General features: G+C 65.9%; 24 protein-coding genes and 1 tRNA gene. 12 read left to right on the top strand and 13 right to left on the bottom strand.

Going from position 1 to position 25,396, the window contains the following annotated elements; genetic code table 11:
* Positions 1-5: 5 nt before the first annotated feature.
* Positions 6-350: an arsenate reductase (glutaredoxin) gene (gene arsC, locus ACS5PK_RS17115; protein WP_439441527.1), complete on the top strand. Its 345-nt coding sequence runs from the start codon at positions 6-8 to the stop codon at positions 348-350.
* Positions 351-371: 21 nt separating this feature from the next.
* On the opposite strand, the gene ACS5PK_RS17110 is transcribed toward arsC, so the two are convergent.
* On the bottom strand, positions 372-863 hold the full coding sequence (locus ACS5PK_RS17110) for a GNAT family N-acetyltransferase (RefSeq protein WP_439441463.1): 492 nt from the start codon (positions 861-863) through the stop codon (positions 372-374).
* A gap of 165 nt (positions 864-1,028) precedes the next feature.
* On the opposite strand from ACS5PK_RS17110, the gene ACS5PK_RS17105 reads away from it, so the two are divergent.
* The gene (locus ACS5PK_RS17105; RefSeq protein WP_439441462.1) at positions 1,029-1,724 is read left to right on the top strand and encodes a PEP-CTERM sorting domain-containing protein; all 696 of its coding nucleotides are present in this window, start codon (positions 1,029-1,031) and stop codon (positions 1,722-1,724) included.
* Between the two features lie 132 nt (positions 1,725-1,856).
* Positions 1,857-2,771, top strand: coding sequence for an alpha/beta fold hydrolase (locus ACS5PK_RS17100; RefSeq protein ID WP_439441461.1), 915 nt, complete (start codon positions 1,857-1,859; stop codon positions 2,769-2,771).
* Positions 2,772-3,449: 678 nt separating this feature from the next.
* Here ACS5PK_RS17100 and ACS5PK_RS17095 read toward each other — a convergent pair.
* On the bottom strand, positions 3,450-5,333 hold the full coding sequence (locus ACS5PK_RS17095) for a pre-peptidase C-terminal domain-containing protein (protein WP_439441460.1): 1,884 nt from the start codon (positions 5,331-5,333) through the stop codon (positions 3,450-3,452).
* A gap of 252 nt (positions 5,334-5,585) precedes the next feature.
* The gene (locus ACS5PK_RS17090) at positions 5,586-5,870 is read right to left on the bottom strand and encodes a DUF4212 domain-containing protein (protein WP_439441459.1); all 285 of its coding nucleotides are present in this window, start codon (positions 5,868-5,870) and stop codon (positions 5,586-5,588) included.
* 205 nt (positions 5,871-6,075) lie between these two features.
* Between ACS5PK_RS17090 and prfB the strand changes: the two genes are divergently transcribed.
* The 6 genes from prfB (at position 6,076) to ACS5PK_RS17060 (ending at position 12,557) form a co-directional block, all read left to right on the top strand.
* A protein-coding gene (prfB, locus tag ACS5PK_RS17085; protein WP_439441458.1) for a peptide chain release factor 2 occupies positions 6,076-7,180 on the top strand; the annotation gives its coding sequence in 2 pieces (ribosomal slippage) (positions 6,076-6,156 and positions 6,158-7,180; 1,104 coding nt in all).
* Between the two features lie 192 nt (positions 7,181-7,372).
* The gene (gene pepN, locus ACS5PK_RS17080) at positions 7,373-10,060 is read left to right on the top strand and encodes an aminopeptidase N (RefSeq protein ID WP_439441526.1); all 2,688 of its coding nucleotides are present in this window, start codon (positions 7,373-7,375) and stop codon (positions 10,058-10,060) included.
* Between the two features lie 37 nt (positions 10,061-10,097).
* Positions 10,098-11,111: a class 1 fructose-bisphosphatase gene (locus tag ACS5PK_RS17075; RefSeq protein WP_439441457.1), complete on the top strand. Its 1,014-nt coding sequence runs from the start codon at positions 10,098-10,100 to the stop codon at positions 11,109-11,111.
* Between the two features lie 24 nt (positions 11,112-11,135).
* A tRNA-Thr gene (locus ACS5PK_RS17070) sits at positions 11,136-11,211 on the top strand.
* 134 nt (positions 11,212-11,345) lie between these two features.
* Positions 11,346-12,104 carry a hypothetical protein gene (locus ACS5PK_RS17065; RefSeq protein WP_439441456.1) on the top strand — a complete coding sequence of 253 codons (759 nt, stop codon included), beginning with the start codon at positions 11,346-11,348 and terminating at the stop codon, positions 12,102-12,104.
* An 84-nt stretch (positions 12,105-12,188) separates the two neighbouring features.
* Positions 12,189-12,557 carry a VanZ family protein gene (locus ACS5PK_RS17060; protein ID WP_439441455.1) on the top strand — a complete coding sequence of 123 codons (369 nt, stop codon included), beginning with the start codon at positions 12,189-12,191 and terminating at the stop codon, positions 12,555-12,557.
* On the opposite strand, the gene ACS5PK_RS17055 is transcribed toward ACS5PK_RS17060, so the two are convergent.
* Positions 12,535-13,344 (bottom strand): response regulator transcription factor, encoded by an 810-nt coding sequence (locus ACS5PK_RS17055; RefSeq protein WP_439441454.1) that lies wholly within the window; start codon positions 13,342-13,344, stop codon positions 12,535-12,537. The genes ACS5PK_RS17060 and ACS5PK_RS17055 overlap by 23 nt on opposite strands.
* A 180-nt stretch (positions 13,345-13,524) precedes the next feature.
* On the opposite strand from ACS5PK_RS17055, the gene gbpA reads away from it, so the two are divergent.
* Together gbpA and ACS5PK_RS17045 are read left to right on the top strand one after the other, a co-directional pair.
* Positions 13,525-14,952 carry an N-acetylglucosamine-binding protein GbpA gene (gene gbpA / locus ACS5PK_RS17050; protein WP_439441453.1) on the top strand — a complete coding sequence of 476 codons (1,428 nt, stop codon included), beginning with the start codon at positions 13,525-13,527 and terminating at the stop codon, positions 14,950-14,952.
* Positions 14,953-15,349: 397 nt separating this feature from the next.
* Positions 15,350-15,763 carry a hypothetical protein gene (locus ACS5PK_RS17045; RefSeq protein WP_439441452.1) on the top strand — a complete coding sequence of 138 codons (414 nt, stop codon included), beginning with the start codon at positions 15,350-15,352 and terminating at the stop codon, positions 15,761-15,763.
* Positions 15,764-16,020: 257 nt separating this feature from the next.
* Here the strand turns inward: ACS5PK_RS17045 and ACS5PK_RS17040 are convergent, their stop codons facing one another.
* The 8 genes from ACS5PK_RS17040 to ACS5PK_RS17005 form a co-directional block, all read right to left on the bottom strand.
* On the bottom strand, positions 16,021-16,422 hold the full coding sequence (locus ACS5PK_RS17040) for a hypothetical protein (RefSeq protein ID WP_439441451.1): 402 nt from the start codon (positions 16,420-16,422) through the stop codon (positions 16,021-16,023).
* Between the two features lie 426 nt (positions 16,423-16,848).
* Positions 16,849-17,499, bottom strand: a complete 651-nt coding sequence (locus ACS5PK_RS17035) for a hypothetical protein (protein WP_439441450.1) — start codon at positions 17,497-17,499, stop codon at positions 16,849-16,851.
* Between the two features lie 186 nt (positions 17,500-17,685).
* Positions 17,686-18,321, bottom strand: coding sequence for a hypothetical protein (locus ACS5PK_RS17030; RefSeq protein WP_439441449.1), 636 nt, complete (start codon positions 18,319-18,321; stop codon positions 17,686-17,688).
* Between the two features lie 274 nt (positions 18,322-18,595).
* Positions 18,596-19,915, bottom strand: coding sequence for a fumarylacetoacetase (gene fahA, locus ACS5PK_RS17025; protein ID WP_439441448.1), 1,320 nt, complete (start codon positions 19,913-19,915; stop codon positions 18,596-18,598).
* Between the two features lie 80 nt (positions 19,916-19,995).
* On the bottom strand, positions 19,996-20,205 hold the full coding sequence (locus ACS5PK_RS17020) for a DUF2783 domain-containing protein (protein ID WP_439441447.1): 210 nt from the start codon (positions 20,203-20,205) through the stop codon (positions 19,996-19,998).
* On the bottom strand, positions 20,202-21,884 hold the full coding sequence (locus ACS5PK_RS17015; RefSeq protein ID WP_439441446.1) for an FAD-dependent oxidoreductase: 1,683 nt from the start codon (positions 21,882-21,884) through the stop codon (positions 20,202-20,204). Before ACS5PK_RS17015 ends, ACS5PK_RS17020 begins: the two co-directional genes overlap by 4 nt.
* Positions 21,885-21,926: 42 nt before the next feature.
* On the bottom strand, positions 21,927-22,469 hold the full coding sequence (locus ACS5PK_RS17010; RefSeq protein WP_439441445.1) for a VOC family protein: 543 nt from the start codon (positions 22,467-22,469) through the stop codon (positions 21,927-21,929).
* Between the two features lie 59 nt (positions 22,470-22,528).
* Positions 22,529-23,488, bottom strand: a complete 960-nt coding sequence (locus ACS5PK_RS17005) for an MBL fold metallo-hydrolase (RefSeq protein ID WP_439441525.1) — start codon at positions 23,486-23,488, stop codon at positions 22,529-22,531.
* A 95-nt stretch (positions 23,489-23,583) separates the two neighbouring features.
* Here ACS5PK_RS17005 and ACS5PK_RS17000 point away from each other — a divergent pair, with 95 nt between their 5' ends.
* Positions 23,584-24,408 (top strand): IclR family transcriptional regulator, encoded by an 825-nt coding sequence (locus ACS5PK_RS17000; protein ID WP_439441444.1) that lies wholly within the window; start codon positions 23,584-23,586, stop codon positions 24,406-24,408.
* A 97-nt stretch (positions 24,409-24,505) separates the two neighbouring features.
* On the opposite strand, the gene ACS5PK_RS16995 is transcribed toward ACS5PK_RS17000, so the two are convergent.
* Positions 24,506-25,264 carry an N-acyl amino acid synthase FeeM domain-containing protein gene (locus ACS5PK_RS16995; protein WP_439441443.1) on the bottom strand — a complete coding sequence of 253 codons (759 nt, stop codon included), beginning with the start codon at positions 25,262-25,264 and terminating at the stop codon, positions 24,506-24,508.
* Positions 25,265-25,396 lie beyond the last annotated feature (132 nt).

Raw genomic sequence — 25,396 nt, 5'->3', positions numbered from 1 at the left:
CAGCGATCATGAAGATCTTCCACAACCCCCGCTGTTCCAAGTCCCGCGAGGCACTGGCCCTTCTGCAGGACGCCGGCCTGGCGCCCGAGGTCATCGAATACCTGAAGACACCGCCCGACCTGGGCACCCTCAAAGCCTTGGTCCGCCAGCTGGGCCTGCCGGTGCGGGAGCTGCTGCGCAGCAGCGAAGCACTGTACGCAGAGCTGGGCCTGGCCGATACCAGCCTCAGCGACGACCAATTGCTGGACGCCCTCCTGCACCACCCCCAGCTGCTGCAGCGGCCCATCGTCGTACGCGGCGAACAGGCCCTCATTGCGCGCCCGCCGGAGCGGCTCAAGACCTGGCTCTGAGGGCGCGGCCCGCCGCCGGGGTCAGGCCTTGCCCAGCGCCTGCAGGGCCTCGCCGCTGAGGCGGCATATGCGCCAGTCCGGCATCACGGTGGCGCCCATGCCCTCGTAGAAGCCGATGGCGCGCTGGTTCCAGTCCAGCACGCTCCATTCGAAGCGCCCGCAGCCCCTGGCCACGGCCAGCCGCGCCAGATGCGTCAGCAGCTGCCGGCCCAGGCCGGAGCCGCGATGGGCGGGCTGCACGTACAGGTCTTCCAGGTAGAGCCCGGGCTGGGCGAGGAAGGTCGAGAAGTTGTGGAAGAAGAGCGCGAAGGCGACGACCTGACCTTCGCCGTCCTCGGCCACCACAGCCTCAGCCTTGGGGCTGGGGCCGAAGAGATGCGGGCGCAGCCGCTCTTCGTCGACCTGCAGCAGGTGCGTGAGCCGCTCGAAGTCGGCCAGCTCGCGGATGAGGCCGACGATGGCGCTGAGGTCGCGAGGCTCGGCGGGGCGGATGGGGTGGGTTGGCTTGTCCATGGCTCCATTCTGACGGGATGGGACCGCGCAGGGGTCAAGCACCCTGCCTCGGACGGCGGCCGAGGCCTGATCGGGGCTGGCGGCAGCCAACTTACGGTAGCATCGCCGGCCTCCCGAGGAGGTCTCAGGGAGTTGCCGGTCATATAAACAGAAAGATCCATGCATATGAATATGAAGTTCCGCGCCCGGCTGCTGGCAGCCATCGCCATCACATGCGCCGCCTCGACGCCTGCCGTCGCCGCTCCCGTGCTCGACCAGGCACAGCAAGAGAGCGGGGGCTCGATGGGCCTCTACGACACCTTCAGCCGGTCCCAGGTTTTCACCGCCGGACTCAGCGGCCAGCTGACCGGCATCGACGTGAACTTCATCTGGGCCCCCGAGGACGGCAGCCTGCTGTTCTCGCTCTACAAGGCGCCCTTTGGCACCCCGGAAGAAACGGCGCTGTTCACGCTCAAGCTCGACCACAGCGTGCTGTCCGCGGGATGGCAGGCGCTGGACCTGACGGACCAGGGCTTTTTCGTCGATGCGGGGACGCAGTATGCGTTCGGTCTCCAGAACACCGGCTCCAGGGAGTCCTGGACGCTGGCCGCGGCGCTCTCCACCCTCGATCCCTATGCCGGAGGGCGCACGTTCCATCGTGACTCGGCCGATCCTTTGTCCGATCGTTGGACGGTGCAAAGCGCGCCCGCGTACTACGGCGAATGGGACCTGCAGTTCCATACCTGGGTGGACACCGCCGCCGCCCGCAATGGCGTGCCTGAGCCGGCTTCACTGGCCCTGGCATTGGGGGCGGTCGCAGCCCTGGGCGCAACACGCCGCCGCGCGCCTGCCTCGCCGGAACCGCTCGGCAAAGCCCGCTGAAGCGGCCCGGTGCCGTCCCACCTGACGGCACCGGGGCAGGAGTCGCCGCGCCGTGGTCCTGCCTTGGGCGCTGGAGCGGGCCTGTCCCAGCCCGGACAGCAGCCCCGCCAGCAAACCGCTAGAGTCGGCCCCATGAACACCGCCCCCCCCGCCTACCAGGAACGACGCGCCTTCCGCAGCGACATGCTGCTGCTGCGCGGCCTGCATCATCACGTCCTGCACTGGGGCGATGCCTCGATGGAGTCGCCCGAGCGGCCCCTGCTGGTGATGCTGCATGGCTGGATGGACGTGGGCGCGTCCTTCCAGTTCGTGGTTGACGCCCTGCCCTCAGACCGCCATGTGGTGGCCATGGACTGGCGCGGCTTCGGCCTCAGCGACTGGACGGCCAGCGATGCCTACTGGTTCCCCGACTACCTGGGTGACCTCGATGCCCTGCTGGACGCCGTCAGCCCCGGCCGCCCCGTGGACCTGCTGGGTCACAGCATGGGCGGCAATGTGGTGATGAGCTATGCCGGCGTTCGGCCGGAGCGCATCCGCCGACTGGTCAACCTCGAAGGCTTCGGCCTGCCCGAGACCCAAGCCGAGGAGGCGCCCAAGCGCCTGCGCCAGTGGCTGGACGAGCTGAAACAGCCGCAGCAGCTCAAGCCCTACGCCAGCCTGGAAGAGGTTGCCCAGCGCCTGATGAAGACCAACCCGCGCCTCTCGCCCGCGAAGGCAGCCTGGCTGGCGCCGCATTGGTCCGAGCAGCGTGACGGCGCCTTCCACATCCTTGGCGACCCCGCCCACAAGCGAACCAACCCCGTGCTGTACCGCAAGGCCGAGGCCCTGGCCTGCTGGCAGGCCATCAAGGCCCCGACACTGTGGGTGGAAGGCGCCCACACCCAACTGAGCCAGTGGTGGGGCAAGCGCTATCCCCGCGAAGACTTCGAGGCCCGACTCGCCCTGGTGCCCCAGCTGCAGCGCGCCCGCCTGGAGGACGCCGCCCACATGCTGCACCACGACCAGCCCGAGGCCCTCGCCGCCGTGCTGGAGGACTTCCTCGCCTGAACACTGCCGCCCCGCGCGGCGCACGCGGATCCGGCACCGCGAAGCCCCACGATCCGTCAACCCCGGCCGCGCCAGCCGGCCGCCCCGCACGGCGCACGAGAATCCGGCACCGCGAAGCCCCACCATCCGCCAACCCCGGCCGCGCCAGCCGACCGCCCCGCACGGCGCACGAGAATCCGGCACCGCGAAGGCCCACGATCCGTCAACCCCGGCCGCGCCAGCCGGCCGCCCCGCACGGCGCACGAGAATCCGGCACCGCGAAGCCCCACCATCCGCCAACCCCGGCCGCGCCAGCCGACCGCCCCGCACGGCGCACGAGAATCCGGCACCGCGAAGGCCCACGATCCGCCAACCCCGGCCGCGCCAGCCGGCCGCCCCGCACGGCGCACGAGAATCCGGCACCGCGAAGCCCCACCATCCGCCAACCCCGGCCGCGCCAGCCGGCCGCCCCGCACGGCGCACGAGAATCCGGCACCGCGAAGCCCCACGACCCACCAACCCCGGCCGCGTCAGCCGGCCGCCCCGCACGGCGCACGAGGATCCGGCACCACAAAGCCCCACGCCCCACCAACCCCGGCCGCGCCAGCCGGCCGCCCCGCACGGCGCACGAGGATCCGGCTCCGCCGGTCCTACGTGCGCGCCCCCCTGGGGGGGCCGGCGAAGCCGGTAGGGGGGGGGTCAAGGACTGACAGTCGCCTTGACGCTCACCCCACTGTACGTGGCATAGGCCTGCACCCCCACGTAGTAGGTGCCCGCCACCGGCGCGTTCACCGTGCAGGTCTCGGTGCTGGTGGACCCATCGGACTTGCAGGCATAGCTGGTGTTGGTGGGCTTCTGGCCCGCGCCCACGAACAGGTCCGCGTCGCCATTGCTGCCCGCCAGGTTGACGACCAGCTTGGTGCTGCCGGCCGGGACCTGGATGGAGTAGTAGGTCCAGGTGCCCGTGGACGCCGACTGGCTGCCCAGGGCCACGCCGCTGGTCAGCGGGATGGTGGACGGCGTGGAGCCGGCGCTCAGCGTGCCCTTCATCGCGTAGTAGCCCAGGGAGCTGTACTTGGAAAAGCCGTTCTGCGGCGTGCCCTCCGCCCCACCCTGGATGACGAGCTTGTAGTCGCCCGCCGCCAGGTTCAGGTTGAGAAACTCCGCCGAGCGGTTCACCGAGAGGTTGCTGCGCGCCACCTGGGTGCCAGCTGCCGTGGTGATGATGGCATCAACGTCCAGCATGCGCAGGTACTCGATGGGGTCGACGCGCAGGTTCAGCGTGCCGGCACTGGAGAGGCTGAAGGTGAAGACATCGGTATCGGTGTTGCGCTCGATCCGGCCCCAGTTGTCGGCTGGGTTGATCTCGCCTCCCGCGCGCAATGCCAGGGGCTTGCCGTTGACGTTGTCGTCGGCCATGTAGGGCACGGCCTCGTCCACCGTCATGATCTTGAGGTCATCCTCCCTGTTGCTGGCGGTGTTGTACTCGCCCTTGCTCCAGGTGAAGAGCTGATTGGTCCAGGAGCCACCCATCCAGTAGTTACCCATGATGGGGCCCCACTGGTAGGCCGCGATGCCCTCGAAGTACTCCCCGCCTGTGCCGCCGCCGTCGTGCAGCATGCCCATCTGGTGGCCGACCTCGTGGGCGCCGGTCATGCCGATGCCGTAGCCGTAGTCAAAGCCGCTGGCCGGGTTGCGGTACAGCGTACCGGCCGAGGTCGTGCCGAAGGAATGCACGGGCGCGAAGCTGCGGCCATCCTGATTGATGAAGTTGATGATGCCTGTGCGCAGCACGCTGGCCGCCTTGGCGGCGTCATAGACAGCCTTGTTGGTGGTGACGTTGAGCTGCAGCATGGAGTACTGGTCCGCCACCGACTGCCAGGCGCGGTACATGTTCTCCTTGGTCACGCCGTTGAGCGGCGTGCTGCCGCTCATCACCGCGGCCGTGTTCAGGTAGAAGACGTAGGGACTGCCGGGCTTGCTCTCCAGCTTGGTGACATCCTGGTTGTTGTAGGGCCCGATGTGCGGCGCCTGGCGCACCGCCATGGGGCTGTAGACCGGATGAGCCGCCGCAATCTGGGCCAGGCTGGCCGTGCTGCGGTTGCTGCGCTGGAAGTCCTCGTCCAGATCTGGATAGACCCGGCTCAGCGGTACGGGCTTGACGCTGACGACACCGCGGGCGTCGGTGCCGTACTCCCAGGCCTTGTTCTGTCCATGCAGGACCAGGAAGCCGCGCAGGGTCTTGCCGTCCCCCTTGAGGAAGAACATGGAGTCCTCGGCATCTCGGTGCCGGCCGGAGATGGACACCTTGCCGCCCTGCTCGAAGAAGTCCCGGACCAGCACGGGGAGCTGTGAGCCGTCCTGGGCCTGCAGGCTGAGCGCCTGGCGGCCCTGGTGCTGCTGCTTCAGCGTCTGGATCAGCGCGCTGGCGCTGCCCAGCTCGGTGCCGTCGGCCGCGAGGGCCAGGGTGGAGGTGCAGGCCGCCAGCGTTGCCAGCGTCAGCACATGCAGGGGCTGGGAAAGCGAACGGCCGTGGGCTGCGGAAGGAGCGCCGGGGGCGCGGGACAAGAACATACGCTTCATGGACGATCTCTCAAGGTGGAGACGCGGTCAGTGCCGCGGGTGAAGCGTCGCAACGGAGTACTGCCGGCCATTGCGGCGCCGGGGATGGGTCGGCGCCAAGCTGCAGAATGCCACCGGCATGCTGACCCCATATCCACTATGAACAGAGGGCGCATTGCGCCCAAGTGTCAGCATTGACAGCCGTGGCAACCCTGATGGGCCGCCCAAGCAAAGCCCGGCAAGCGCGGGTGCAGGCGCGAGTGCAGACCGGGCTCAGTCCCCGGCGTCCTCGCGGTGCTCGTCGTCGAGATGTGCCATACGCCAGGCATAGAAGGCCACGATGAGCAGATACCCCATCAGCGCGCCCTGCGAGGCCACCCAGAAGCTGAAGGGCCAGCCGAAAAAGCTGAAGCTGAGGTCGCGCGCGAACCAGGTCAGGCCAAAGCTCAGCAGAGTCCAGCCGCCCAACAGGGCCAGCGTGAGCCGCCGGGTGGCCTGCCAGTAGCGGCGATGGCGGCGTTCGCGGGCAGGTGTGGCGGGCTGGTGGAGGGGGTCCATGGCAGGTGTCCGGTGCGCAGTGTGCCTCAGCCGCGGGACGGGCGACAGCGGGCATGCCCCATTTGAGCGCCGAGGCTGACCGGGATCGGTCCCGGGCCAGCTTAAAATGCGCGGTTGCTCACAAGACATGCCCGGCCATGCCGCCAGCCCCGCAGGCTGGACTCCCGCGGGAGCGCAAGGCGGCTGGCCTCACTCAGGATCCGTCATGGACATCGAACGCATCAACCAAATCGGCACGACCCTCGCCGACCTGACAGCGCGTACCGACGCGCTAAGGGGGTATCTTTGACTACGACCGCAAGGCACTGCGGCTGAATGAAGTCAATGCGGCGCTGGAGAACCCCAACGTCTGGAACGAGCCCAAGCGCGCCCAGGAACTGGGCAAGGAGAAGCGCTCGCTCGAGCAGGTGGTCGAGACCATCAACTACCTCAGCAGCAACCTCTCCGACAACGTCGAGCTCTACGAGATGTCCAAGGCCGACGAGGATCTGGCCGGGCTCGAGGCCATCGAAGCCGACGCGGCCAAGCTGACGGAGAAGGTCGAGGAACTCGAATTCCGCCGGATGTTCAACAACCCGGCCGACCCCAGCAACTGCTTCATCGACATCCAGGCCGGCGCCGGCGGCACCGAGGCCTGCGACTGGGCCGGCATGCTGCTGCGCCAGTACCTCAAGTATTGCGAGCGCAAGGGCTTCACGACCACGATGGAAGACGAGACGCCGGGCGACGTGGCCGGCATCAAGAGCGCGACCATCAAGGTGGAGGGCGAGTACGCCTTCGGCCTGCTGCGCACCGAGACCGGCGTGCACCGCCTGGTGCGCAAGAGCCCCTTCGACTCCTCGGGCGGCCGCCACACCTCTTTCGCCTCGCTGTTCGTCTACCCGGAAATCGATGACTCGATCGAGATCGACATCAACCCGGCCGATGTGCGCACCGACACCTTCCGCGCCTCGGGCGCCGGCGGCCAGCACATCAACAAGACGGACTCCGCCGTGCGCCTGACCCACATCCCCACGGGCATCGTGGTGCAGTGCCAGGACGGCCGCTCGCAGCACAGCAACCGTGACGTGGCCTGGCGCCGCCTGCGCTCGCGTCTGTACGACCACGAGATGAAGAAGCGCATGGCCGAGCAGCAGAAGCTCGAGGACAGCAAGACGGACGTGGGCTGGGGCCACCAGATCCGCTCCTACGTGCTGGACCAGAGCCGCATCAAGGACCTGCGCACCAATGTGGAAGTCTCCAACACCCAGAAGGTGCTGGATGGCGACCTGGATGCCTTCATCACTGCCTCGCTCAAGCAAGGCGTGTGATCACCCACCCCTACCGGCTGCGCCGGCCCCCTCAAGGGGCGGCCCCGGCTGCCCGGCGGAGCCGGATCAGCGGGACCCGCTGGGGAATTCAGGTTGGGGCGTGCCGAGAGGCGCGCTCCTGCCGATTGCATGACACAGTCTCGGGCCACGAGCCCGGGACGCTGACAAACACACTCGAGGAAGCCCGCCATGATGCGTGAAGGCACTGCCGCCCTGATTCGCCGCGAAGACTATGTGGCTCCGGCCTACTGGATCCGCACCGTCGACCTGACCTTCGACCTGGACCCGGCCAAGACCCTGGTCACCAGCAAGATGCAGATCGAACGCAACGGCGCCGTGCCGCACGGCCCTCTGCGCCTGCATGGCGAAGAGCTGAACCTGCTGCGCGTGTTGATCAATGGCGAGAGCGTGTCCTTCCGCCAGGAGGGCCATGAACTGGTCATCGAGAGCGCACCGGACGCCGACTTCGCCCTCGAGATCCGCAACACCTGCGCGCCTGACAAGAACAGCTCGCTGTCGGGTCTCTACACCTCGGGCGGCGGCTTCTTCTCGCAGTGCGAGGCCGAGGGCTTCCGCCGCATCACCTACTTCCTGGACCGCCCGGACGTGATGGCCGTCTACACGGTCACCCTGCGCGCCGACAAGGCCAAGTACCCCGTGCTGCTCTCCAACGGCAACCTGCTGGAGACCGCAGAGCTGGACAACGGCCGCCACCTGGCCAAATGGCACGACCCCTTCCCCAAGCCCAGCTACCTGTTCGCCCTGGTCGCCGCCGATCTGGTCTCGCGCGAACAGCGCATCCGCACCCGCGCCGGCAAGGACCACCTGCTGCAGGTCTATGTACGCCGCGGCGACCTGGAGAAGACCGAGCATGCGATGAACAGCCTCGTCGCCTCCATCGTCTGGGACGAGGCCCGCTTCGGCCTGCCCCTGGACCTGGAGCGCTTCATGGTGGTCGGCGTGTCCGACTTCAACATGGGCGCCATGGAGAACAAGGGCCTGAACATCTTCAACACCAGCGCCCTGCTGGCCTCGCCGGCCACCGCCACGGACGCGGACTTCGGCCGCATCGAGTCCATCGTCGCCCACGAGTACTTCCACAACTGGACCGGCAACCGCGTCACCTGCCGTGACTGGTTCCAGCTCTCGCTGAAGGAAGGCCTGACGGTGTTCCGCGACCAGGAATTCAGCATGGACATGGCCGCCACGCCCAGCGCGCGCGCCGTCTGCCGCATCCAGGACGTTCGCCAGCTGCGCAGCGTGCAGTTCCCCGAGGACTCCGGCGCCATGGCCCACCCCGTGCGCCCCGACTCCTATGTGGAGATCAACAACTTCTACACCCCGACGGTCTACGAGAAGGGTTCGGAAGTGGTGCGCATGTACCAGACCCTGGTCGGCCGCAAGGGTTTCGAGGCTGGCATGAAGCTCTACTTCGAGCGCCATGACGGCCAGGCCGTGACCTGCGACGACTTCGCCGCCGCCATCGCCGACGCCAACCCCGGCTCCGCCCTGAGCACCCGCCTGGAGACCTTCAAGCGCTGGTACTCGCAGTCCGGCACCCCGCGTGTGCAGGCCCGGGGCAGCTATGACGCCGCGGCCCAGACCTACACGCTGACGCTGAAGCAGCACAACCCCTCCACGCCGGGCCAGGAGCACAAGCTGCCCCAGGTCATCCCCGTGACCATGGGCCTGCTGGGCCGTGAGGGTCAGGTCTTGCCCCTGCAACTGGCCGATGAAGGCGCCCCGGTGGGCACCGAGCGCGTGTTGGTGCTTGACCAGGCCGAGCAGTCCTTCGTGTTCACCGGCGTGGCCAGCGAGCCCGTGCCCTCGCTGCTGCGCGGCTTCTCGGCCCCGGTGGTGCTGGACGACGGCCTCAGCGACGCCGAACTGCTGGTGCTGCTGCAGCACGATACCGACGCCTTCAACCGCTGGGAGGCCAGCCAGCGCCTGGCGCTGAACCGCATCCTGCAGGCCGTGCGCACTGGCGAGGCCCTGGTGCTGGACACCGCCTACATCGGTGCCATGCGTGCCGTGCTGCGCGATGCGCAGCTGGATGCCGCCTTCAAGGAGCTGGCCCTGACCCTGCCAGGCGAAGGCTATGTGGCCGAACAGTTGCATGTGGTCGACCCGCAGGAGATCCATGCAGCCGTCCAGGCCGCGCACGCGCAGTTGGCCGCCGCCCTGGCCGAGGACTGGGCCGCTGCCTACGAAGCCAACCAGGTGAGGGCCGGCTACGAGCCCAGCCCGGCGCAGTCCGGCCAGCGCGCCCTGGCCAACCTGGCCCTGTCCATGCTGGTGCTGAATGCCACGCGCAGCGGTGACACCGTCTGGCCCGGCCGCGCCTACCAGCGCTTCAAGGACGCCACCAACATGACCGAGCGGCTGGGCGCCCTCTCCGCCCTGGTCAATGCCCACGCTGAGCTGGCCGAGCCCGCGCTGCAGCGCTTCCATGCCCTGTTCAAGCATGAGGCCCTGGTCGTGGACAAATGGTTCACCCTGCAGGCGCGTGCAACCGAGGACGGCGGCAAGACCTTTGCACGCGTCAAGCAGTTGCTGCAGCACCCGGACTTCACGCTGAAGAACCCCAATCGCGCCCGAAGCCTGCTGGCCTCGCTGTGCATGTTCAACCCGGCCGCCTTCCACCGCGCCGACGCAGCCGGCTATGTGCTGTGGGCCGAGCAGGTGCTGGCGCTTGATGGCATCAACCCGCAACTCGCTGGCCGCGTGGCCCGGGCCATGGACCGCTGGACGGTGCTGGCCGAACCCTACCGCAGTGCCGCTCGCGAAGCCATCGCGCGCGTGGCAGCCAAGGCTGAGCTGTCCAACGACGTGCGCGAGATCGTCGAGCGTGCACTGGCCTCGGACGGCGCGGCCGCCTGATCGCCCTGCCCCGCATTCGCAACTTCAAGGTGTTTCCATGACCCGTCGCATCAGCCTCACCCAGTACCTGATCGAGCAGCAGCGCCAGCACGGCCACATCCCGCAGGAGCTGCGCCTGTTGATCGAGGTCGTGGCCCGTGCCTGCAAGCGCATCGCCATCAGCGTCAACAAGGGCGCTCTGGGTGATGTGCTGGGTACGGCCGGCAGCGAGAACGTACAGGGCGAGGTCCAGAAGAAGCTGGACATCATTGCCAATGAGGTCCTGATCGAGGCCAACGAGTGGGGCGGCCACCTGGCAGCCATGGCCTCCGAGGAAATGGAGGGCATCTATCTGGTGCCCAACCGCTTCCCCCAGGGCGAGTACCTGCTGATGTTCGACCCGCTGGACGGCTCGTCCAATATCGACGTCAACGTCTCCATCGGCACCATCTTCTCGGTGCTGAAGAAGCCCGAGGGCAGCAAGGGCATCAGCGAGGAAGACTTCCTGCAGCCCGGGAGCGCCCAGGCTGCCGCCGGCTACTGCGTCTACGGCCCGCAGACGACCCTGGTGCTCACCGTGGGTGATGGCGTTGCCATGTTCACCCTGGACCGCGAGCAGGGCAGCTTCGTGCTGACGCAGGAAGGCGTGAAGATCCCCGAGGACACCAAGGAGTTCGCCATCAACATGTCGAACATGCGCCACTGGGACGCCCCGGTGAAGCGCTATATCGACGAATGCCTGGCCGGCGAGGACGGCCCGCGGGGCAAGAACTTCAACATGCGCTGGATCGCCTCCATGGTGGCCGACGTGCACCGCATCCTTACCCGCGGCGGCGTCTTCATGTACCCCTGGGACAAGCGCGAACCCAACAAGGCCGGCAAGCTGCGCCTCATGTACGAGGCCAACCCCATGGCCTTCCTCGTGGAGCAAGCTGGCGGCGCCGCTACCAATGCCCGCGAGCGCATCCTGGACCTCAAGCCGACCAAGCTGCACGAGCGCGTGTCTGTGGTGCTGGGCTCCAAGAACGAGGTGGAGCGGGTGACCCGCTACCATCTTGAGCAGAAGCTGTAAAAGCTGCTATAGTCTTAGTCTTTCGCCGGTGTAGCTCAGTTGGTAGAGCAGCGCATTCGTAATGCGAAGGTCGGGAGTTCGACTCTCTTCACCGGCACCAGTCTTTGAGCAAGGGCCCGTTCGCAAGAACGGGCCCTTTGTTCTTTTGTGCCTGTGCAGACCCCTCGCGCTGCGCGACACTGCAGTTGTCGTCCCGCCCTCTTCATCGCCCAACGCCCTGCACCGGGAGGTCCCATGAAGCGACGCCAGCTGCTCTTTTGCGCCCTGCCGATACCGGCCGCCTCGCTGGCGCAGGGCCAGGTCGGGTCACAGGCCCGCCGCATCTACACCGTGGGTGTGGAGGACTACGAGAACTTTCTGCCCTATTCGGAATGGAAGAACGGCGTGTACCGCGGCCTGGGGCGCGACATCCTCGACGCCTTCGCGTCCACCCGCGGCATCGAGTTCCGCTATGTGGTCCTGCCCCTGAAGCGCCGCGATGCCATGTTCGTGCGCGGCGACCTGGACTTCATCTTTCCCGACAACCCGAACTGGGTGACCACGCTCAAGGGCAATCTCCGCATCGCCTATGCGCCCATGATGGAATTCATCGACGGCGTGCTGGTCCGGCCACAGGACCTGGGCAAGGGCGTGGCACGCATCAAGGTGCTGGGCATCCCCAACGGCTTCACGCCCTACCCCTACCAGCAGCTGATCAACTCCGGCCAGATGCGCATCGAGGAGTCGGTGCAGTACGACCGCCTCTACGAGAAGCTGCAGAGGGGGCGTGTCGACGGGGCCTATCTGAACACCCGCATCGCCGAGTACTACTTTGCTCACGCCCAGGGCGAGATCGGCGAAGCCCCGGTCTTCGATCCTGACATGCCCCACGCCAGCGGCCATTGGTACCTGTCGTCCTACAAACATCCGGCCGAGGTGGTCGCCATGCGCGAGTTCATGCGCGACCAGGCTGCACAGATCGAAGCATTGAAGCAGCGCTGGAAGTGGCGGTGACAGCCCCCAGCCCGGCGATACTGCAGACCCCTGCGCCCCGTGCGGTCACGGGCTCCGCATCGACTGTCCTCCAGCCCGACCACCGTGCGCCTCACGCTCTCCTCCCGCGCAGCCCGCGGCCTCTTCATTGCGGCCCTGCTGGCCATCAGCTGCCTCGCCCTGAGTCCCAGCCCACCCAAGGCCGCCGACCTGGGCTGGGACAAACTCAACCACCTGAGCGCCTTCGGCCTGCTGATGCTGCTGGCAGGCTTGGCCTGGCCTCGGCGATGGCGGCAGGCAGCCCTGGGCTTGATGGCCTATGGCGGTCTGATCGAGCTGCTGCAGACACAGGTACCCGGCCGATCCGCCGAGTGGGCCGACCTCCTGGCAGATGCCCTGGGCCTGCTGCTTGGGTTGAGCCTGCTTCGCTTGCTGGCGTGGATGGGACAGGTCAACGCAGACCGTTCTCCTTGAGCAGCTGCAAAGACATGGCCTGAGCTACCGCCTGCGCCCGGTTGCTCGCGCAGAGTTTGCGCAAGATTTTCTGCACATGGTTCTTGACCGTCAGCGCGCTGATGCCGAGCAGCAGGCCGATCTCCTGATTGCTCTTGCCCTGGCGCATCCAGGCCAGCACCTGGCGCTCGCGCTCGGTCACCCCCTGAACGCCCTGGGGCCCATGGCTGGGGTGCTGCTGCAACTGGAGTTCCTGTGCCTGCACGCGGCGCCAGGCACAGTGGAGCAGCGGCGTCATCAGGTTCAGCAGCGGCACAGGCAGGGGCTCGCGCGAGGCAAGCAGGAAGAAGGTTTCCAATTCCTCGGCGCATTGAGGCCTGGCAACGCCCAGCACCGACAGATGCTGCAATCCCGCCGATTGCAGCAAGCCCATCGCCTGCTGCCCCTGCCCGGCGCCATCGCCGGACAGCGTCAGCCCAGCCAGGGGCAGGGCCTGGGCCTGCCCTCCGGCGCGCAACCAGCCCTGCTGTAGCCAGCCCAGGCTGGCGGGGTCCTGCAGCCATTGCAATACGGCCTCCGGCAAGGGAAGGCTGTTGAACAGCTCCGGCTGCAGTTGGCGCCGCAGGGGCGACCAGGCGCTGCACATCATCAACTGGTGTGGCAACAGGCGCTGCAGACTGGCCTGGGTCCAGATGAAGAACTGGTGCCGCCGCCTCACACCCTGTGCCGTCTCGGCGCAATGCCAAAAGGCCTCTGCCTGACGCTGGCTGGCCCATTCGGCGCACGCCTGTGCGCTGTCGTGACTCATGTGGTCTCCCCCTCTGTCGTCGCCGTGGCGAGCAGGGAAGAGCCTAGGGGCTGCGCATGTCACTTGTTTGAAAACTGGCAATCGCCTTAGGCGATACGGACCGAAACAAATACCGGACAAATACCAACAAAGAACCACTTGCGCGTCATTCGCACCATTTCCACAATCAGGCCCACAACGATGGAGGTAATGATGAGGACAAGTCTCTGGGGAAGTTTGCTCGCCTTGTGCGCTCTGGTGCTCATGCCATTGAGCGCGCACCCACACGGTTACGTCAGCAGCCCGGAGTCACGCTCCCTGCTGTGCAAGCAAGGCGGCAACAGCAGCTGCGGCGCCATCCAGTACGAGCCCCAGAGCCTGGAGGCGCCTTCCGGCTATCCCGCGGGCGGCCCGAGCGACGGCCGCATCGCCAGTGCGGGCCTTGCCCAGTTCGCCGAGCTGGACGAGCAGACCGCCACCCGCTGGACCAAGCGCCCCATGAAGGCCGGCCTGCAGAACTTCGTCTGGACCTTCACCGCCAACCACGCCACTCGCAACTGGCGCTACTACATCACCCGGGCCGACTGGAACCCCAATGTGAAGCTCAGCCGGTCCAGCTTTGAATCCGCACCCTTCTGCCAGGTCGATGGCGGCGGCAAGCAGCCGCCGACCACCGTGACACACAGCTGCAACGTACCTGTACGCGCCGGCTACCAACTGGTGCTGGCCGTCTGGGAGATCGCGGACACCACCAACAGCTTCTACAACCTGCTGGACCTGCAGTTCGACGGGACGCCGCCGGCCTACAGCTGGGCTGCCAAGGGCACCATCTATCCCAGCGTTGACCTGGCCGTGGGCGACAAGGCCTCTACCCGCGTCTTCGATGCCGGTGGCGAACGCCCCGAGTTCTCGACCAAGGTCACCATAGGCAGCACGGCTGATGGCGCCAAGACCACCTGGCCCTATCTGCTGGCCGCACGGGTCAATGCCGAGCAGACCCTGCTCAAGGCAGGGCAGAAGGCCGCGGACGGCAGCATCAATCCGGCCTACGGCCAGAACGAGGTCTTCGCGCGCAGCGACAGCCCCTTCACCCGCGTCGAAATCCAGATCGACAAGGCCCCGCCGCCCGCCAATGACGTGCTGGTCAGCGGCCTGGCCAGCGAGTACACCATTGGCAGCGATGGCAACCTGACGCTGGGATTCAGCGTCACCGCCGTCGGCCAGCTGGACGTGAACGCCACCCTGTTCGATGGCGGTGGCGTGGCCCGCGCCAGCGCCAATGTCTCGCTGAACAACAGCGGCCAGAGCCTCAGCCTGCCGCTCAGCAAGCCGGCAGCCGGCAGCTACCAGCTGGTCATCAAAGGTACGCCCAAGAGCGGCGGCACCGTGGTGCAGAAGACCTATGCCCTGACCTTGAAGTCCGCCGGCAGCACGGCCTATGACCACGTCTTCCCGACGGGCCTGGGCAGCTACAAGGCGGGCACGCGTGTGCTGCAGAGCAAGAACGGCAAGGTTTACGAATGCCGGCCTGCGCCCTTCAGCGGCTGGTGCAATGTCTGGAGCAGCAGCAACAACGCCTATGAGCCCGGCGTGGGGTCGGCCTGGGCGGATGCATGGATCGCGCGGTAGGCGGCGACGCGTCCAGTCAGCAGGGGCCTTGGAGGCCCCTTCTTCCTTGGTGGCCCATGTCCACATGACAGCCGAGGCCCTGCTGGCGCCCTGGCCCCCCTCCCCGCCCATCCGGCGCGTGTCGCCAACGGCTGCATCGCATCTTTCAAGGCACCCTTGGCATCAGTCGCAGAAGGGTCATCCGCGCGAGCTGGCGCTGCAACGTCGACAAGACGCCCCGCTTGGCATGAGTCCCCCCTAGATTGCTGGCAAAAGTTAACTCAAGTGCTCAGATTTGAGGATGTGGGCCGGCGGTGAAACGCCAATAGTGTGCGGGCGAGCAGTGCAGAACACTGATCGCGTCGGGGTGGCAGGCCCTGCGCCTGCCTTTCACAGCCAACTCAGCGAGGTACACACCATGGCACAGGAACTTGTCGCGACCTTCGACGGGCCGCTCAACAGCTTCAGCATCAATCTCAACCTGCAGAACGCCAGCAGCTCGGATGTTCGGGAAATCGGAATCAGCGCAAGAACGGCGAAGTTTCCCATCCTGTTCGACACCTTCGGGGGCTTCTCGGGGCCAGCCACCCTGGTCGGCACGGACGGCATCGACACCGAGGTGGTGACCGCCCGCTTCGCCAACTTCTCGCCGGACAAGTTGGTCAAGTTTTCCGGCATCGATCCTGACTTCCAAGGGGATGTGTCTTCTGGCGTCCGGGTCGGCGACTTCATTGGCTCGCGCCTCCTCGTCCTGTTTGCGGACGGCACCACCGGCTTCGGCGAGTTCGAGCCCACCAATGATGGGAAGCTGCAGGCAGTGGCCACGAAGTGAGGCGGCACCGCTGGCGTCTCGCGCCAGCACTCGCCACTGAAAGTCTCACGATTGCCGTCTATGCATGCTGGAGCACAGCCTATCGAATGCACGGCCCGTCATGACCGGGTCACTCATCCTGCATTCGAGCCCCTCATTCCCCGGCCGAGCTCCAGTCGTGCCCTCATCAGCGCTTCGCCTTGTCGGCGATGACGTTCGCTGCAGGCACAGACCTGCCTCGCACGCGCCTCCATAGGCTCTGATGAGCGGGCGCGTGCCTAAGCTCGATGGCTCAGCCACACGAGCAAGGGGATGACGCAAAGCCCAAGCAGGCCGAACAAGAGGTAGTTGCCAGTACGGGGGTCGAAGTCGGGCCAGAGCTTGGCCCAGGACTTGCGCATCACCCATCGCCCAATGGCCATATCGAACACGGCCATGAAGGCTGCCAGGCCCAGTCCCAGTGCAAGGTGCTCGCCCGCAGTCTGTAAGCCGATGCCGGGCACCCTCAGCCAGCAGATGCAGAAAGCCAGCAGTGTGCCTGTAAGCGCGCTCAGCTTGATGGCGCGCCCCTTGCCAAGCCGAGGTACGACGAGCGTTGTACGGGCAATGCCATGCAGCGTCTCTGCGCAGGCGAGGAGCACGCACAGTGAAGCCATGCGGAGCAGCGCGTCCCAACTCAAGCCCGGCCCTCCTCATGAGCTTGAACCTGAGCCTGCTCCGGCGCGGGCGACCTAGGCCCTGCCCTCTGCCACGGGCCAGCGCCTGCCGACGCCCACCCGGTCTCTACCACCGCCTGGCTTGCCATCTCGGTGCGGCTGCACTCGGGCATAGAGAGTTGTGACCGCCTGGTTATCAGGTTCATCTGCAAGGCCCTCCATGATGACGGGCGCATCGTCTGGCGCTCATAAATAGAAGCCCGCTGCTGTGTGAGCTCAGCGAAGCGTATCGCAGAGGCCCCTGTAGACCTCTACGTCCACCAACCCAGCTTCATTGACAGTGTTTGCCTTGTGTGGCCAACAGCCGCGAAATGATCCATGGGCGCCCCCTCAGGCCTTCTCTCTTTCATTTGCAAGCGTCAACATCAGAATACTCGATGAGAAGAACCGCTATCGCCGCTTGGAAACCTCATGGGCAGGCGGCATGCAAAAGCTGAGTGGCTTCCTATCAAGAAGCGATTCATACGACTCATACTCAAGATCTGAGGCAATTTCCAAACGCAACGCCTCGATTCTTGCCACAACCCATTCATGGGTAAAGTGAAGCAGAGGGAAGAAGCTCTCGTAGTGCCCCTGATCTGCAGAATTGGCATTCACCGCAATGGACACGACGTCGGCAATTTTCTGCTGCGCCTGCCGCTGATTGATGACCGCCCCGACAAGGCATTGAGAATAAGCATTCTCGTCATGCAGCAGGTGCTTGTTTCGCAGGTCCTTGAAGTACTTGAAGGTTCCCCTTGCATGGTCCGCCTCGCTGAACACCTCGTCGGGCTCCAGCCTGATGCGGGATTCACTTCTTTGAAAGCACTTGAAATACCTGGCGACCGCAGAATACCAGAGGACTTCACGCAAAGGCCCCTGTGCACTGTGCTCCGCGATAAACCCAAGAGCGGCACCAGCAAGCGTCAGGTCAACCCGATGCAGAGACAAGGACTGGAGAAGCGGGACACGAGGCCCGTCAATCTCGACGAGCGCAGCGGCGTCAGGATAGTCCTCAAGGCGTAAATAGTCCCCGTCCTTTGTGAAACGCAAGGTCTTCATGATTTCAGCTGCCGGGATTATGGCCACTCAGCATCGCCACGGAAAATTTCGCTTGAGCAAGCAGATGGAGATGCAATTGGGAACAGCGGAATCTGATTGCAGTCAGACCCAAAGGCGAGACTTCCCCGGCGGCCTTCACTGCAGCCCCCATCCAACCGCTTGCAAATCATTGGTCATGCAGAAAATTCACTTGAGCGGCGCTTCGGGCGCATGGGCCTGGATCGTCCCTTGCAGGGGAATGGAGAGCATGCGGTCAGGCGTTGTCGCCACCTCCGAAATCAAGGTGGACTGCTCTGGAAAAGTCAGAGCAAGGGCATTTTTCGCCGATTCAACCACTGAATAGACGAAAGTCGGCTGTACCGCCAGTCCATCCACGACGATCCCTTTGGGATAAGCCTGTTTCCGAAAAGTCACGAAGAACTCAAGATAGCCATCGCTTCCCGGGGTGGCCAGAAATTCCTTTTTTCCCTGCGGATAGTAGATGTCAAAGCCTTCGCCTTCCTTGAAGGATTGGCGGCGAGCATCAAAGGCCTCCATCAGCATCACGCTCTTCAAATGAACCCAGGCAGGATACATGCCGCTGCTCTTCGTGTCGCACTGGATGCGCCATGCCCAGTCGTTCCAGCGACTCGCCGAACATTGCGTATTCATGTTCGGAGAAAGTGCGAGTATTTGCCTGTGCGCATCAAGCTGCGCCTTGCGCGATTCCAGCGCAAGTTTAGGCATCTCCACCTGCCGGAGCGTGATTGCATATTGCACATAGGCCCCTATTGCGCTTGCAGTGAGTCCTCCCAGAAGAGCAACCATGATTTCTTTTATCATCTTTCACTCTGTGCATTGGTATTTCTAGTCTTGAATACGCAGGCCAATGTCAAGCTGTCCTGCCCCATATCAGCGGTCTCGGCCCGAGATTGTGCCCAGGCAGCCCAGAAAAGGGCCACGCCCCCAAAGGGGTGTTTCAAGATCCGATGCACGGGAAAGGACCGCGAAAGAATGCGGCATCGTGTGACCATAGTGGGCCGATCAGGCCCCATGGCGGCGCCAGAAGCAGACAGGGGCCCGATGGGCCCCTGTCTGCTTACAAATCAGCGCCGTCTCACAGCTCTGGCGCCGGCGTGACCGTTGCGGCGCAATCGCCGAAGCCGATGCGTCGCGCTCCGTCCTTGACCGCGTAGCCACGCAGGATCACCGTGTCTCCATCCTGCAGGAAGGTCCGCGTCTCACCATTGGGCAGGCTCAGGGCCTGCTTGCCGCCCAGACTCAGCTCCAGCAGGGAGCCGCCCTCTTCCGGACTCGGGCCGGACTGCGTACCCGTCCCCAGCAGATCGCCCGGCTGGAGGTTGCAACCATTGCTGGCGTGGTGGGTCAGCATCTGGGCCAAGGTCCAGTAAGCATGCTTGAAGTTCGAACGCATCAGGCGCGTGGCCGGCTGGCCGGCGGTGCGCATGGCGTGGGTCTGCAGCCAGACTTCCAGCTCGACGTCATAGCCCCCCTCGCGGCGGTTCTGCTCGCTGTCGATATAGGGCAGCGGCTGCGGATCCTCGGCGGGGTGCTCGAAGGCGCAGCGGAAGGGCTCCAGGGCTTCCATGGTGACGATCCAGGGCGAGATCGTGGTTGCGAAGTTCTTGGCCAGGAAAGGCCCCAGGGGCTGGTACTCCCAGGCCTGCACATCGCGGGCGGACCAGTCGTTCAGCAGGGTCACGCCGAAGAGATGCGCCTCAGCCTCTGCCATGGGGATGGGCTCGCCCAGTTCATTGCCCGGCCCGACGAAAAGGCCCAGTTCCAGCTCATAGTCCAGGCGCTTGCAGGCAGCCTGCACGGGCACGGCCGCATCCGGCGCCTTGAGCTGGCCCAGGGGGCGGCGCACCGTCGAGCCGCTGACGCCGATGGAGGACACGCGGCCGTGATAGCCAATAGGCACCCATTTGTAATTGGGTAGCAGAGGGTTGTCCGGACGGAAGAGCTTGCCCACCGTGGTGGCGTGGTGGATGCCAGTGTAGAAGTCCGTGTAGTCGCCGATGCGGCAGGGCACGGCCATCTGGGCCTCGGCCTGGGGCACCAGGCAAGGCGCCAGCGCGGCCTCCTGTTTCGACCCCGCCTGCAGCGCGGCGAAAAACGCGTGACGCAGCGCGCGGCGCTGGGCCGCAGGCTTGGCCATCACGGCGTTCAGATCACCCTGTGCGAGGTGGTGCAGCAGGACTGCATCCGCGGCGCTCCACTTGCCGGCCGCGGCGGCCAGGCGCAGGTCCAGGATCTGGTCGCCGATGGCCAGGCCCACGCGGGCGCTGTCATTGCTGCCAGCGCGGCGGAACAGGCCGTAGGGCAGGTTCTGCAGCGGGAAATCGGTGTCGGGCGTGTTGGCGCTGGGCACCCAGCTCTGGGCGGCCGGGTCATGGGTATGGTCGATCAGGCTCATGGCGGTCTTGCTCTTGTGCTTGCTTGGTTTTCAGGGAAAGCCGGCCCTCGGTCCGGCATCTTGGAATCGTGCGCCGGGGTTCAGGAACCCAGTGTGTTGGCGCGCGCCAGCTGCAGCGCCTCGGCCAGCACCTGACGGTCACCAATGTGATTGGACAGGATCAGCACCAGCTTGGCGAGCAGCAGGTCGGCCTGCTCGTCGGAGAGGTCGCGCTGAGCGTCTATCAGCTGTTCGTAAAAGCCGTCCGGGTCAGGCAGATGAGGGTCACGAATCAGGTGGTGGACGCTCATGCCGGGGTCTCCTGTGTCAAAGCTCGGCGGACAGCCGCCTCCACCAGGGCCGGATCGAAATGCCGCCAGCGGGCTGCCACGTATTGATCGGGTCTGAAGAGATAGACAGTGCCGGGCCGACCATCGTAGCGCTGCGCCAGCAGGCCTTCGCTGTCGACGAGGTCGCGCCCCACCTCCAGCACCTCCACCGCCAGCCGCCCCACCTGCAGAGGCAGCGCCGGTCCGAAACTCAGCATCTGGAAGCCGCGCCCCAGCTGCTCGCTGAGCCAGCCAGCCTGCCGGCCTGCGTGCACCGGCGCATCCAGCAGCGGATGGCCGGGGCGCGGGCTGCTCTGTGCGAAGCCGGCCTCGGGCGCATCATCCGTGTTCAGACGGCTGTTGACATAAGGCGTGGGCGTGGACAGCCGGCCGCTGTTGACGAGCGGCCGTGCAAAGGGCTCGGTGCGGGCCAGCTCCAGCACCGCGTTGCGCAGGCGCAGCGAAGCGCGGCTCTTGGGTGTGATGAAGTCGGTGGAGCGGGTGGAATTCAGCAGGTTGTCGTCAGCCGCAAAGGTGCGCTCCTGGTCGTAGCTGTCCAGCAGGGCCTCGGGCGCATCGCCGTGCACGACGGCCGCCAGCTTCCAGGCCAGGTTCTCGGCGTCCTGCACGCCTGTGTTGGCGCCACGAGCACCGAAGGGCGAGACCTGGTGTGCCGCATCGCCCGCGAAGAGCACACGACCATGACGAAAACGCTCCATGCGACGGCAGGCGAACTGGTAGATGGACACCCACTCCAGTTCGAAGGGCACGTCCGGCCCCAGCATGGCCTCTATGCGCGGGATCACCCGCTCGGGCTTCTTCTCTTCCTGAGGATCAGCGCCCCAGCCCAGCTGGAAGTCGATGCGCCAGACATTCGCGCACTGCTTGTGCAGCAACACAGACTGCCCCGGATGGAAGGGCGGATCGAACCAGAACCAGCGCTCCGGCTCTGCACCCAGGCGGCGCAGCGTGGCGCCATGGCCACGGATGGCAGCATCGGCCGCGTTGGCGGCCTGGGGCTGGACCACCACGTCGGCGATCAGGAATCGATCCTGGAAGGCCTGGCCGCGGAACTCCGCGCCCAGCATGCGGCGGGTGTCACTGCCCGCGCCATCGCAGGCCAGCAGCCATTGGGTGCGCATGGCAAAGAGGCCGTCGGGCGTCTCCACCTGCAGGCTCACCCCGCCATCGTCCTGCGCCAGGGACAGCAGCCGATGCTTCCAGCGCAGCTCGATCAGCGGCGAGGCCTCGCAGGCCGCGACCAGGCGCTCCTCCAGGTAGTACTGCTGCAGGTTGATCATGGCCGGCAGCTTGTGTCTATCCTGCGGCAGCAGGTCGAACTGGTAGGCCAGGCCTTCACCATGAAAGACCTTGCCCACCTTCCACTTCACGCCCGGCTGCACCAAAGGCTCGGCCACGCCCAGGCGGTCCCAGACCTCGAGGGTCCTCTTGGCATAGCAGACGGCGCGGGAGCCGATGCTCACGCTGTTGTTGTCGTCCAGCACCACCACGCGCAAGCCACGCGAGGCGCAGTCCAGTGCCAGGCTCAGGCCTATGGGACCAGCCCCGATCACCACCGCTGTGTGCGGCTGCGGCTGCCCGAGGCGCTGCTCCTCGCTCTGGCGATAGTCGAAGACAGGGTACTGGTAGGTGCTGAGCATGATCAGTCCTGCGCGGTGCCGGCGAAGGCGTTGAAGGCGGGATTACTGCGGCGCGGCCAGCGACTTGTCGTGCATCCAGGCCGCGTGCTTGGGCGCGCGCTTGCTCTGGTTCCACTCCTCCAGCATCTCCCACTTGCAGGCGTCCAGGGCCTTGTACATCTCGGGCGTGCCGACGTCCGCGGCCAGCTCAACGCGGTGGCCGTTGGGATCGAAGAAGTAGATGCTCTTGAAGATGGTGTGGTCGGTCACGCCGATCACGTCGATGCCAGCGGCCTGCAGGCGGGCCTTGGTCTCTTCCAGCGTCTGCACGCTGTCGACCTTGAAGGCGATGTGCTGCACCCATTCCGGCGTGTTGCTGTCACGGCCCATCTCGGGCGAGTTGGGCAGCTCGAAGAAGGCCAGGATGTTGCCGTTGCCGGCGTCCAGGAACAGGTGCATGTAGGGATCCGGCGCCTGGGTGGACGGCACCTTGTCCTCGGCGATGGCCAGCACGAAGTCCATGTTCAGATGCTTGACGTACCACTCGACAGTGGTCTTGGCGTCCTTGCAACGGTAGGCGACGTGGTGGATGCGTTCGATCTTCATGGCTTCTCCTCGGGTCCTCGTTTGGGGTCAGGTCTTGCGTCGGGGCGGACTCTGGCGGCTCACTGGCCTTCCAGGGCGCGCCACATCTCGACGTCGCGCTCGGCGGTCCAGATGCGCGGATGGGTGTGGCCGCTGGCCTCGTCATAGGCGCGGGTCACGTCGAAAGGCATGCAGTGGGCGAAGATGACCCACTGGCCGTACTTCGGCTCCAGTGCGGCATAGGCCTCGCGGTAGACGGTGTTGAGATCGCGCCCCGCGGCCACGCCGGCCTTCACGGCGGCATACAGCTCGGAGACAAAGGCACGCGTGCCGTCCAGGCCGGCCTGCACCTGCTCGGGCGTCTGCAGGGCCGCGCCGCGGCCGGGCACCAGCTTGGCGGGCTGGAGGGCGGCGAGGTTCTCCAGCGTCTGCGGCCAGTCCTGGAAGTAGGCGTCGCCGGCATAGGGGGTGGCATCGAATTCGACCAGGTCACCCGAGAACAGCACGCGGTCCTGGGGGAGCCAGACCACGGTGTCGCCCTTGGTGTGGCCGCGGCCCAACTGCAGGATCTGCACTTCGAGCCTGCCCAGCCACAGGGTCATCTTGCCGGTGAAGGTCAGCGTGGGCCAGGTCAGGCCGGCGGGCACGGACTCGACATTGCGGAACAGACGCGGGAAGCGGCCGATCTCGCTGGCCTTGTCCTGCTCGCCGCGCTCGACGATCAGGTCATAGGTGTCCTGGCTGGCGATGATGTGCTCTGGCTCATAGGCCGAGGCACCCAGCACGCGAACGGCGTGGTAGTGCGACAGCAGGACGTACTTGATGGGCTTGTCCGTCACCTCTCGGATGCGGCGGATGACATCCTGGGCCATGACAGGTGTGGCCTGGGTGTCGATGACCATCACCGCGTCATCACCGATCACGATGCCGGTGTTGGGGTCCCCCTCCGCGGTATAGGCGTAGGCGTGGTCCGAGAGCTTTTCGAAGCTGACGCGCTTCTCTTCCAGATCGGCTTGGGAGGCAAAGGTCTTGCTCATGATCAATTCAATCCTTGCGAATGAGTTTGACTATATCTAATTTAAGATCGCAACACCAGCGCACCCGATAATGCGCCGCCACACCGATCTGCGCACCCATGTCCAACGACACCGATTTCCCCGGCAAAGACAGCGAATCCCGCGGCCCGAGAGGCATCCAGAGCGTGGAGGTGGGTGGCCAGTTGCTGATTGCCCTGGCACACCAGGGGCGCCCCCTGGCCCTGAAAGACCTGGCCCGCGAGGCCGGCATGACCCCGGCCAAGGCCCACCCCTACCTCGTGAGCTACATCAAGCTGGGCCTGGTGGAGCAGGAGGCCGGCAGCGGGCGCTACGGGCTGGGCCCCCTTGCCCTGCAACTGGGGCTGATCAGCCTGCAGCAGTACGAGCCGGTGCGCCTGGCCACCCCCCGCATCGAGGAGCTGGCCCTGAGCCTGGGGCACACCGTGGCGATTGCCGTCTGGGGCAACCACGGCCCCACCATCGTGCGGGTGGCGGAAGCCCCGTCGCCAGTGCATGTGAGCATGCGCCATGGCACGGTGATGAGCCTGCGCGGCACAGCCTCGGGGCGCCTCTTCGCCGCCTACCTGCCCCTGGGGCAGGTCCTGGAGGCCATGCGCCTGGATGAAGCCGCTGACGGCGAGCCAGCGTCCATCACACCTGAGTTCGAGCGCATCCTGGCGCAGACCCGCTCAACGGGACTGGCTCAGTCCCGAGACGGCGTGGTGGCCGGCGTATCCGCCCTGGCGGCCCCCGTCTTCGATGATGCCGGCCGCATGGTGCTCAGCCTCACGGCCATCGGCCCCAGCGGGAACTTCGACTTGCAGCAAGACGGGCCGTCTGCGACCGAGCTCAAGCGCGTCGCCCGGGAGCTGTCACGGCAGCTGGGATGGCGCAGCACCGACACGAGGGCATGCAGCACCTGAGCCGGGGCTCGCACGCCGCCACAAGAAAAAACCGGCTTGCGCCGGCTACTTCATGGGAGAGACAAGGAGAAAGGCCCGCACGGGCCCTGACCACCTCTTACTGACGCGAGGCCGTCAGCTCCTCCAGCAGCACCGCTTCTTCGGCCGGTGAATAGCCAAAAGGGTACAGCGAGCGGGCCACAGGACCCAGATGCGGTTGACCGCCATAACGCAGCACCTGCTGCTGGGCGTATTGGAAGTCCAGGCACATCAGCACCGCCGGGGCCTTCACGCGGGGATTCATACGCTCCTCGCTGCAGACGCGGAAGCCCAGCATGCGCTGGTAATAACCCACATGGCGGGGATTGACCTCGACCACCAGCAGTTCCGCCCCACGCAGGCGGAAAGCCTGCAAGTAAGCCATATGGAACAGGCAGGCCAGGACGCGCTTGGACGCTTCGTCGATGTCCATGGCCAGTTGGGTGAATTCGCACAGGCGGCGACCGCCCGCGCGCAGCTGACGCATTTCGGTCTTGAAGACCTGGTCTGCGGCAAGGCCCTCGCTGCCGTCGAAGCGCACGCTGAGGGTGCCCAGCACCGCGCCTTCGCGTGCAGCCGTCAGCGTCAGCAGATCGGCCTCCTGGCCGTCACGGCCCGCCGCGGCCTGCTGCCCACTCTTTGCCGCGATTGCGTAGCCACGGGCCGCATACTTGCGCCCCACCAGCTCGAGCGCCTGGAGGCGCTGACTGGCGGACATGGCCGCACTGATGCGGAACGCTCGCACGGGAGCAATGGTGTTGGCGCCCCCAGACCGCAGGGTCGCGCGCAGGGCGTCAACGGCCCCGGCGGCAAGAAAACCTGCACTGTCAGCAAACATCCAACGACTCCCTCAAGCTGTTCAAGGTCGACGCAGTCTAGCGACGATTCGGAATCAAAACCGTGAAAAACATCGCTGCGTACAACATACACAAAGTCTTACATCACGCCCTGTGATCTGAACCAAATCAGC

Source organism: Roseateles sp. DB2, from assembly GCF_051857535.1.
GTDB lineage: Bacteria > Pseudomonadota > Gammaproteobacteria > Burkholderiales > Burkholderiaceae_C > Roseateles_B.
The sequence above is the reverse complement of the archived record's forward strand: the minus strand, read 5'-3'. Positions and strand labels throughout refer to the sequence as shown.